The 9,394-nt window shown below is 60.5% G+C and carries 7 protein-coding genes; 1 reads left to right on the top strand and 6 read right to left on the bottom strand.

Annotated elements, in window-relative coordinates; translation table 11 throughout:
- The 6 genes from R6U20_RS09225 to R6U20_RS09200 all read right to left on the bottom strand — a co-directional run.
- The coding region (locus R6U20_RS09225; protein ID WP_410337566.1) for a lamin tail domain-containing protein at positions 1–1,317 on the bottom strand (1,317 nt) is incomplete at its 3' end.
- Positions 1,318–1,418: 101 nt separating this feature from the next.
- Positions 1,419–2,693: an amidohydrolase gene (locus tag R6U20_RS09220; protein WP_410337565.1), complete on the bottom strand. Its 1,275-nt coding sequence runs from the start codon at positions 2,691–2,693 to the stop codon at positions 1,419–1,421.
- Between the two features lie 133 nt (positions 2,694–2,826).
- Complete coding sequence (locus R6U20_RS09215; protein ID WP_410337564.1) at positions 2,827–4,935, bottom strand: hypothetical protein; 2,109 nt, start codon at positions 4,933–4,935, stop codon at positions 2,827–2,829.
- A 133-nt stretch (positions 4,936–5,068) separates the two neighbouring features.
- On the bottom strand, positions 5,069–6,028 hold the full coding sequence (locus R6U20_RS09210) for a calcium/sodium antiporter (protein WP_410337563.1): 960 nt from the start codon (positions 6,026–6,028) through the stop codon (positions 5,069–5,071).
- A gap of 59 nt (positions 6,029–6,087) precedes the next feature.
- Positions 6,088–6,702 (bottom strand): cytidine deaminase family protein, encoded by a 615-nt coding sequence (locus R6U20_RS09205; protein WP_410337562.1) that lies wholly within the window; start codon positions 6,700–6,702, stop codon positions 6,088–6,090.
- A 348-nt stretch (positions 6,703–7,050) separates the two neighbouring features.
- A complete protein-coding gene (locus tag R6U20_RS09200; protein WP_410337561.1) occupies positions 7,051–7,359 on the bottom strand; it encodes a hypothetical protein in 309 nt (102 codons plus the stop codon).
- Positions 7,360–7,647: 288 nt separating this feature from the next.
- Here R6U20_RS09200 and R6U20_RS09195 point away from each other — a divergent pair.
- On the top strand, positions 7,648–9,394 hold a 1,747-nt coding region (locus R6U20_RS09195), incomplete at its 3' end, for a thioredoxin domain-containing protein (RefSeq protein ID WP_410337560.1).

The following is a 9,394-nucleotide window of genomic DNA, read 5'->3' as shown; positions in this document are numbered from 1 at the left end:
TGCGTGCCAGTCGGGATCGTAATCAACGGTGGCCACCGGCTCGCCATCGGCACGGTGCAAGCGCAAGCGATCTGCTTGCACGCGCAGCCCAAGACGCGAACGCGGCACCGCAATCACGGCGGGGCCATCTGGAACTGCGAGGTCTTGTGTGGGGAATGCTTCATTAAGCGTGGCGGCGGTGCTGTCATCGGACTGCGGTTCTGCGTATACGACCGCGTAGCCCTCGTTGGGCGCTACGTGCTGCCTCCCAATGCGCAAATCGAGGGTGTCGGCTTCACCGGTGTCGCGGGGACGGTTGGTGGTGAACAGTCCTTGCAGCGAGATCCACCGCTCGGTGGAATTGACAACCTCGAAATATTCGGGCTGGTTGGGCCGGTCGTCGAAGTCGTCGCTGAGCGGGCGGTACATGATTTCACTCACCACCAGGTCTCCGCGGTCGGGGACGTACGACAGCGGCAGCGTAGCCTCGGTTGGGTTGCCGCGCCAGTCGCGCACGTCACGTATCGTGAGCGTTTCTGCCCGAAGTGGGTCGGTGTACGTCAGGTGCAGCGTCTGCGCCGCATCCAGGGTGATAGATAGGGGAGCCTGTTCGGGCCCAGAAAACGAGGCGTCGGATAGTGAGGCGGGGTTCAGGGGCTCGTTAAAGGTTAGGGTGATGCGTAGCCGATCTGCATCCACCTGTGCAAATACCGGCTCGGGCGGTGTGTTGTCGGGGATAAACACGCTGTTTTCGGCGCCCGGGGTTCCCCCAGCAGATGCTGTTGCGCTTTGCCAGTTGAACGCGGCATCGGTGGGCGCATTGGGCTCGACACGCTCCAGGGCGGCATCGTCGCGTGTGCTCCAGCTGGGGCTGTACGTCACCTCATCGATGATAACATCACCGTAGCGCAAGAGCACCGTATCGCCGCTGTTGCGCAGCGCGCGGAATCCTTCTGGCGCCTGATACGGCACGTCCGGAAACCGCGCCTCGAACTGTTCGGGCGTGCGCACCAGCACCACGTATTCGCCCGGAGCAAGGGGGGGCGAACCCTCGGCTACGGGCGTAAACTCGCGATGACCGTTTGCATACTCCAGTTCGCCCAGATCGACCATTGTATCCGACCGGTTATACAGCTCGATATATTCGTTTTGGCTGGGCTGCGGCGCGTACATGATCTCGTTGAGAATCACATCGGGGGGGGCCTGGGCCCAGGCGGGGTGAAGGGCTCCCCCGCATATCCATAGAAAGAGACTGACGCTTGCTACGATGCGACATAGGTGGCTACATACAGCGGGCTCCCCGAGACCGGTACGCTTAATACAATTAATACAATGCATGAGAACAGAGCCGTATCAGAAAGGAATTTTGAGGCGCAGCGCTACTGCATAAAGAGACGCTCTCCCCAAAGATACGGCTGGTTCACGAAATCTGCAAGCGACTATGCCACACGAACGCCTGGAGCCTGGGTCGGCTCGCGGTCTTTCGAGAGGTCGCGCTCCAGATGGCGCACCAGAATGGTCTGCATAAGCTCTGTGGTGGGCACAAGGGCCGATTCGTCGAGATCAAAACGTTGATGATGCAGCGGGTACTCCGTTTGCGGTCCCGAGGCGGTTCCTACGCGCAAGAAGGCCCCGGGCACATGCTTCAGATAGTGGGCGAAGTCTTCGCCGCCCATGCTGTTTTGGGGGATGCGATACACAGCTTGCGGCCCAAACAGATCGGCAATCGTGTCGCCGGCGTGCGCAATGAGTATGGCATCGTTCATGACCGGCGGCGAGCCGTCTTCAAAATCGAGTTCGATCTCAGCACCCGACTGCTTTTCCCACAGCGCTGCCAGTTCGTGCATCTGGTCGCGAAGCGTAGCGCGGTCGTCGGGCTGGGTGGTGCGCAGTGTGCCGCCGAACGAGGCACATTCGGGAATGACGTTGTGGGCTTCGCTGCCGCCCTGGCGGCATACGGTAAGCACAGCGGGGTTGCGGGTGTCGGTAATGCGACCCGCGAGCTGGTAGTACGCGTTCATGAGCTGATGCGCCACCCACACCGTGTCGATGCCTTCATGCGGACGTGCAGAGTGCCCACTGCCGTCCTGGCGTACATATACATCGAATCGATCCGACGATGCTGTAGCCGCCCCAGCGATGAGTCCGTAGCGGCCTACTGACAGGTGTGGGTCTACGTGTACGGCGTACACGGCTCCTACGCCATCGAGCACGCCCCCGTCGATCATGAGGGGAGCGCCGCTGGGCAGGCCTTCTTCATTCGGCTGGAAGAACACGCGCACGCGGCCCGGCAATTCTTCTTCACGGCGTCGCAGCATCAGCGCCACGCCAATGCCCATGGCGGTGTGCGCATCGTGCCCACACAGATGCGCCACGTCCTGGCGCTGCGAGCGGTACGGGGCTTCCTTCTGGTCTTGTGTCGGGAGCGCGTCAATGTCTGCGCGATACGCCACCATAGGACGCGTCGGATCCTTGGGTCCAATATCGACGAACTGCCCGGTGCCTGCAATGGGACCCCGTACATTTAGACCGTACGCCATCAGTGTCTTGCGGATGAAGCGACTGGTAGCATGCTCCTTCATGCCCACCTCCGGGTTGCGATGCAGGTGGCGGCGGATTCCAATGAGCAAGGCAGCAAGACTGGCCTCCTCTTCCAGTACATCACGCAGCACATCAGGCAGGTGAGACGGGGCTGTGGGGATCCAAGAAGACATATACGAGGGCAGGCGGTTGAGCAGATAGCGACTGTGGCGTGTTTGCTATGCGAACGTGTTACACCGGTAGCCCCGCCATAGAGATTCAAGTGGGGGGAGGCGTTACGACCGTGTGGCTATACCAGCGGTGCGGCTATGCCAGTCCTTGGCGCTTTCGCAGAAACCATTCGGTGCTAAGCAGACCCAGCACCACAACCAACAGCGGCCAGGCATGAGCCAGGGCCCAGTCGGTGCGCTCGGTGCGCTCGGTGGGGGTAAAGGACGGATGCGCTTGCACCCGCTCAGGCAACGCATCGGCTTCGTCTAAGAAGAGCACCTCGCCGCCGGTGCGGTCGGCCAGCTGGGTCATCAGTTCCAGGTTAGCACGTGTAGCCTGACGTTCGATGTTGGGGGTATCGACCTCAAACGACCCCGCATCGGTCCCCAGGTCGTTATCGCCGCGTGTGGCGGTGGCCGAATAGGTGTACGACCCGGCTGGCAAGGCTCCCGCATCCAACCGATACTGCCCGCCCCCGGCATGGCGCATCGTGTACGGCAAGTCTTCGCCGTCGTCGTTGGTAATGGTAAGCGCCACCGTGGCTTCAGTGACCGGTTCACCGCGTCCGTCAAATACGCGTCCCGAGAAGGTAACCGGTTCGGTACCCGCAAACACGGAGGCGTCGGGGCGAATGCGGACGGGCGTGTCGAGATCGGTGCTGGCCCAGCGTGCAAGGTTGGTAACGAGGGTAGGCCAAAGCCTCGAAGCATCGGCGCGTGAGGGAGGCAGGGTCGTCCAGCGCCAGGTGCCGTATCCACTCACAAGAGCTGCGCGCTGCCGGTCGCGCTGTAAGGTCTGCACAAACGGGGGGCCGCTTTCAGTGGCCGCGAGCACCTCGGCGTCAGGGCGCGCATCGGCAGAGGGCGTATTAAGCACGGGGGGCAACTGCTCCCACGCCCCGGCATCGTCGAGTCCAGTCCATGCCGGATGGTTTTGAGCACGCGCCTCCGGCACCACGCGCGTCTCCGTAGCCGATGCGTCTGTTAGCGTCGCAGGCAGCCGATCTCCTGCGAGCGCGTCGAGCCGTTCGGCATCCACCTGCGGCCCCGCGAAGACAAGCAAGGGCTGCGTATTGGCCCAATCGCTGATCTCATCGAGCACTTCGGCAGGGGTATCGGCCGTGGGGAAACCCGCAAGCAGCAGCACATCGGGAGGTCCTTCGGCATCAGAGAGAGGAGTCAGCAGCTGCCCTTGCTGTGAGACCACGGTGGCCGAGACGTCCCATTCGGGATTCGCACTCAGCAGACGGCGCAGCGCCCCCACATCTGGAAAGGCCGACCCTGCCACAATCCAGGCTGTGCGGGCCCGGTCTTCAATGCGCACCGTGGCCGACTGCGTGTTGGTCGCGCTGGTCGCCTGGTCAGGCAGATCGCTCACGCGCACAGTGAGCGTATGCGTTCCGGATTCCTCGGGTGTGTAACTGAGCGACACGGGCTGGTCGGCGGTGCCTTCGGGAAGGGTAATCTCCTCGGTGTCAAGCGTCGTGCCATCGCGGCTCAGCGTTACGGTGACGGATTCGCCCTCAGCCTCGATGCTACGAATGCGAGCCTCTACGGGATGAGGCGTGTCGACGTAGCCGCGGTCGTTGGTGCGCACGCGCCGAACCTGCACATCGCGCTGTGGAAGCGTATCGCCCACAACAACTGGGTAGATAGGCACGCCGGCGTTTTCAGCCAGCTCAATGGGGAGCGCGCCGCTATTATGCTGCCCGTCGGAGATCAGGGCCAGCGCGTTTAAAGGGACGTCGGTATGCGGCATGTGCTGCTGAAGTCCCTCCCGAAGCGCTGCGGTGATATTGGTGCGGGGCGCGTCGTATGTCGGGGTTGTTTCCGGGCTCAGGCGGGTGTCAAAGGGATAGACCCGGGGCGAGGCGTCGAGCGCGTCGGTCCAGGTGTCGAGGAGCGCCTCCATCTGGTCGGATACGGGGGCATCGGTCGTATCCACCCCAGTGTGTTGCATGCTAAGCGAGTTATCGAGCAGCACGCCCAGCTGAGGCGGATGCGTGGTGGTCTGTTCGCGCGTCCAGAACGGCTCCAGGAGCAGCACTCCAATCAAGAAGAGCGACGCAGCACGCAGGGTGCCAAGTCCCCACCGCCAGGCAGGCGGTAGTGCCGGTTGTGTGCGGACATAGCTCCACGCCGCTCCGCCCATAGCCCCAGCGGTGATGAGCAGCAGCCACCATCCCGATACGCTAAGCGTGAGCATAAATAATATCTACAACAAACTAAAAACCAAGGGAATGCACGCTTTTGGTGCGTAACGACGGTCCGGCTTAACCAGCACCACGTGACGTGGCAACCGCTCACTAATTGAAGGAGCGATGTGCAGGAGGAGTGGCTTACAGGTAGGGCATCAGCAGATACGTCATGTATCCGCCAAAGATAAGCAGTAGCGCTACGCCGCCTGCCCGTCCCAGTCGAAATGAGGGACGAGCCAGCACGTAGAGCATACCGCACACGGCCAACATAAACGGCAGGTGGATGCGGACCGACTCTGCTTCTACAGCAAGCGGCTGCACGCTCGACACTGCCCCTACTACAAAGAGCACATTCAGGATGTTGCTTCCCAGGATATTGCCAATCGAGAGCCCGTCTTCGTGCTTTACCGCTCCTACGACCGAGGCTGCCAACTCGGGCAGACTCGTGCCAATGGCCACGATGGTAAGCCCAATGACAACTTCCGAAATCGCATAGATCTTTGCAATGGCAACCGCGCTCTCCACCATAAGGTGAGCGCCCGCTCCGAGCCCAATCATACCCACGACGATGCGGGCCGATTGCCACGGCAGCGAGATCGAAGAAGTTGTTTGAGAAGCATCGGCCCACTCGTCCTCTACCAGGCTGCTCGGACGCTCTTTACTGGTGTAGAACAGGTAGCTCAAGAAGGCAACGAGTCCCGTAACGAGTAACAGCCCGTCATGACGCTGAATGACCCCGTCGACCGACACTCCTAAAAACATCAGCATCACCCCCATCATGATGAGGTACTCGCGATGCAGCACTGTGCGTGCAATATGCAGAGGCGCAAGTACAGCCACTGTGCCCAGAATGAGGGCGATGTTCGAGATGTTGGACCCGATGATATTGCCAACGGCAATGCTATCCTCGCGTGCGATGACCGCAAACAGGTTCACCAGAAACTCGGGCAACGAAGTGCCCAGCGCTACAATGGTGAGCCCGACCACAATGGGTTGGATGCCAAAGTAGAGCGCCAGGCGCGAGGAGCCGCCCACCATCCACTCGGCTCCAAAGTAGAGAATGACCAGGCCGAGCACGAAGAAGCTGATGTGGAAGATCATGCGTTGGCATAGGGCGAAACGTGGAAACGAACCAATCTGGAAACGCCGAGCGAGCAGCGTCAGTCCGGAATGAGGTCGGAGCTGTTAAAGAACGCTGGGAGGAGCGCCGCGGGCGTGCTCCGCTCAGGGGAATCGGCATGTCGATCCATATACAGCATCGCATCGGGGGCGCGTTCGGCCAGCACCTGGCGGCATGCACCACAGGGCGAACCGTGGCGCGCCTTTGGACACGAAAGGTAGAGCGCTGTGCATTCAGTGAGGTCGTACGCATATGCTGTGCTCAAGGCATTGCGCTCGGCACACAAGATACGCGTCCAGTCGGGATGTTCCACATTGACCCCCGGCACGGCTGTGTGCGCGGCGTGCACGAGCAGGGCTCCTACCGGAAACCGCGACTCTGGGATGTGCGCATGCACTGCTACCTCACGCGCTGCGGCAATGCCCTCAGCAGGTGAGTTAGGTACAGGCATCGTGGGATCAACGGGGGGGGTGAGGCTGCTCGGCGGGGCGGTGCGCCAGTACGAAGTCAGGTCGGTGCCGTTTGTGCGCGGTGGAAACGCATCGGAAAACCCATCAAGCACTTGCAGATAGGCTTCATCAGCCGGGGAGAGCGGGGCTGATGCGATCACCCCTGCAACCTCTTCGAAGCACCGCAAACTATAGGCTGTTGTCACGGCATTTCCTATCGCCGAAATACTGAGTGAGTACGATGCACTTTCAATGCGTACGCCAGGAACCCACCGGCCATCGCCGAGCACCAGAAGCACGCTGCGCGGCCTCTTTGAGAACGGAACGTAAGCCCGCTCACGTAGCGAAGCCAGATGTGCACGAGCCGATGACAACAGCGAACCAGTCACAGACGGCAGCTTCAAGAGGCAGGGCAAGCGAAAAGGATTGCATCTATTGACGCATATCCGTAAGGTTCCTCTCCCGGACCAGTGGTAGGCACTCAACCGGAGCCGTTTTTTCAAACCGCTGCAGAACGTAATTGGTCTTCAAACACAATAAAGAGCCATTTTGTGTTATCTGAGAACGGGCTTCCGGCAGGTATCATGGTGACCACGCGTTTCCATATTGAAGACAACAAACACGTCTTGGATACCTCCCGTGATCATTTGCAGCTTAACCAACACCGTTATCAGAATGATTTCCACGACACTTTTTCTTGGCAACTGGATATCATAACCGTCCGTCAGGCGCATCTTCCGTTCATCCAAAACCGTTTGGAAAATGTGCACACCATACACCACGTTGTAGCCCAGCAGAATCCAACGGCGTTCGGTACAAATGACCCCGTTCGGCGTACACAAATATGCTCGTCCGTCGAGCATCCAGCATCACCCGTTTTGCTATAACGCATTCCGACTCTATTATGACTCAACCATTGATTGAACATCTGCTTCAGTGGATTCAAGAACTGCTCATGCTCATCATCGACATTGTGCTTCCCATGGCTCAGGTTGTGGTCTGATGCGTTGTATGAAGCAGACACGCAGGAAAAACGTAGAATGGCAGATGTGTGCACGGTACGCAGCGCGGGCACACATGAAAGCCCCTTCGATACAAAGGGCACGCTATCCTGTATTGCGAACGGCTCTCTTGCACTCTATGCCCCCGCTATGGCCAACCAACTCGCAGAATCCAGTAGTCCGTACCTGCTTCAGCACAAAGACAACCCCGTAGATTGGTACCCGTGGGGCGAGGAGGCGTTTGCGAAGGCGCAGGCTGAAGACAAGCCCGTGTTCTTGTCAATTGGATACGCCACCTGCCATTGGTGCCATGTGATGGCGCATGAGTCGTTTGAGGATGCCGAGGTGGCCGCGCGCCTGAACGAAGTGTTCGTGCCCATCAAAATGGACCGCGAGGAGCGTCCCGACCTCGACCAGCTCTACATGAGCGTGTGTCAGATGATGCGGGGTAACGGCGGCTGGCCCCTCAACGTGCTGCTTACTCCTGAAAAACGCCCCTTCTATGCGGCTACCTATCTGCCCAAGCACGGGCGCATGGGCCGCACCGGGCTCATGGAACTGACCGAGCGCGTAGAGGCACTATGGACGCAAGAGCGCGACAAGCTGGAGCAGGAGGCCGACAAGATGATCGACCTGCTGGAGCAAGAGAGCGATACCGACACACGGGGCGATGTCCCAGCGTCGTCTACGCTGCAGAACGGCGTGCAGCAGCTCAGCCGCCAGTTTGATCCCACGCATGGCGGATTTGGCGGCGCGCCTAAGTTTCCCATGCCGCACACGCTGCTCTTCCTCAGCACCTACGGCGCGGCATCGGGAACCGACTACGCGGTCGATATGGCTACCTCCACGCTGCGTCCTATGATGCGCGGCGGCATCAACGATCACTTGGGGGGCGGACTGCACCGCTACGCCACCGATGCCATCTGGCGGCTGCCGCACTTCGAAAAAATGCTCTACGACCAGGGGCTGCTCCTTATGGCCCTGGCAGATGCGCATCGCATTGCCCCCGACGCGGGGTGGGATGCTCACGTCGACGATCTGGTTGCCTACCTGACACGCGACCTCTTGGACGACACGGGGGCGTTCTATTCTGCCGAAGATGCCGACAGCGCAGACCCCGACACAGGCGAAGCGCGCGAGGGTGCCTTCTACACGTGGACGCTGGACGCCATCCGCGATCATCTCGATGCCGACACTGCCGAGCGTTTCGCAACAGTGTATAGCATGCAGGAGCAGGGTAACTTCGAGGAGGAAGCGACCGGCGAGCGCACTGGCGAAAACGTGCTGCATCGCGCCGACAGCTGGGGGGCGCTGGCCGAACAACTCGACACAACGTCCGATACCCTGCAGCACGAGATGGATACCGCCCGCGCTACGCTGTTCAAGGTGCGGAGCGAACGCCCGCGCCCGTTCCTCGATGATAAGATCCTAACCGACTGGAATGGGCTTGCTCTTGCTGGACTTGCCCGCACCGCACAGCACGTTGACGCGTCGTATCTGCCTGTTGCGGAGAATGTTGCCTCGTTTCTGTGCAATACCATGCTGCGCGACGACGGACGTTTGTGGCATCGCTACCGCAATGGCGAAGCTGGTATTGAGGCCACGCTCGCCGATTATGCCTACCTGGCGTGGGGACTGCTCGATCTGTACGACGCTACGCTCAACACCCGCTGGCTCGGAGTGGCTCGTGCGCTGGCCCAGACCTTGTGCGCCGACTTTGCGGATGATACAGAGCGCGGCGGATTCTACACCGCGCCCCACACCGCCGATGACGTGCTGGTGCGTCAGCAGGCGATCTCGGACGGGGCCCGGCCCTCGGGCACTGGCGTGGCCATTTATGTGCTGCATCGCCTCTACCGCATGCTGGGCACCGAAACATTTGTCGACACCGCCGAGC

This window comes from Longimonas sp. (genome assembly GCF_046498435.1).
Classification (GTDB): domain Bacteria; phylum Bacteroidota; class Rhodothermia; order Rhodothermales; family Salinibacteraceae; genus Longimonas.
This window is presented reverse-complemented; position numbering and strand designations above follow the sequence as displayed.